At 68.5% G+C, this 612-nt stretch carries 1 protein-coding gene; it reads left to right on the top strand.

Annotation, left to right across the window (positions count from 1 at the left end; all coding sequences use genetic code 11):
• A partial coding sequence (locus QSJ97_RS24645) for a calcium-binding protein (RefSeq protein ID WP_434220960.1) occupies positions 1–612 on the top strand: 612 nt, incomplete at both ends.

Genomic DNA, 612 nt, shown 5'->3' with positions numbered 1-612 from the left:
CTTCTACGATGCGCTGATCATCGAGGAGGGCCAGTCCGACGAGGGGTCCAACGCGATGGACACCGAGCGTGCCGGCTTCGCGGCGGGTGCCTACTTCCTGTTCAGCGTCACCGGCGCGGCGGAAGACGGCTCGGTCAACGGCCTGCTCGCGGTCGACGAGGACACCGCGGCCACCGGCGAGGACAACGGCGTGTTCGACGAGGTCGACCACACCGCCACCGTCCTCAACATGGAGGTCGTGCGCACCCTCTCCGACACCGAGAACGACACGCTCTCCTTCGCGGGCGTGGCGGTCGACGAGGACGGCGTCACCTACGACAACAGCATGGGCCTCGGCGAGACCGACTTCACCGAGACCGATGGCGACGAGTCCTACTCGCAGCTGCAGGGCTTCGAGAACATCATCGGCTCCTCGGAGGGCGACGTCCTGCTCGGCGGCAGCCAGGATGAGGATCTCGACGGCGGTGCCGGCGACGACTACATCGACGGCGGCGACGGTGCCGACACCATCGACGGCGGCTCCGGCGACGACTACCTCTACGGCTCCTGCGGCGAGGACAGCATCGACGGCGGCGACGGCTGCGACACGCTGATCGGCGGCGACGACGACGA

The sequence above is a fragment of the Paralimibaculum aggregatum genome, assembly GCF_030270585.1.
Taxonomy (GTDB): Bacteria; Pseudomonadota; Alphaproteobacteria; order Rhodobacterales; family Rhodobacteraceae; genus Thermohalobaculum; species Thermohalobaculum aggregatum.
The sequence above is the reverse complement of the archived record's forward strand: the minus strand, read 5'-3'. Positions and strand labels throughout refer to the sequence as shown.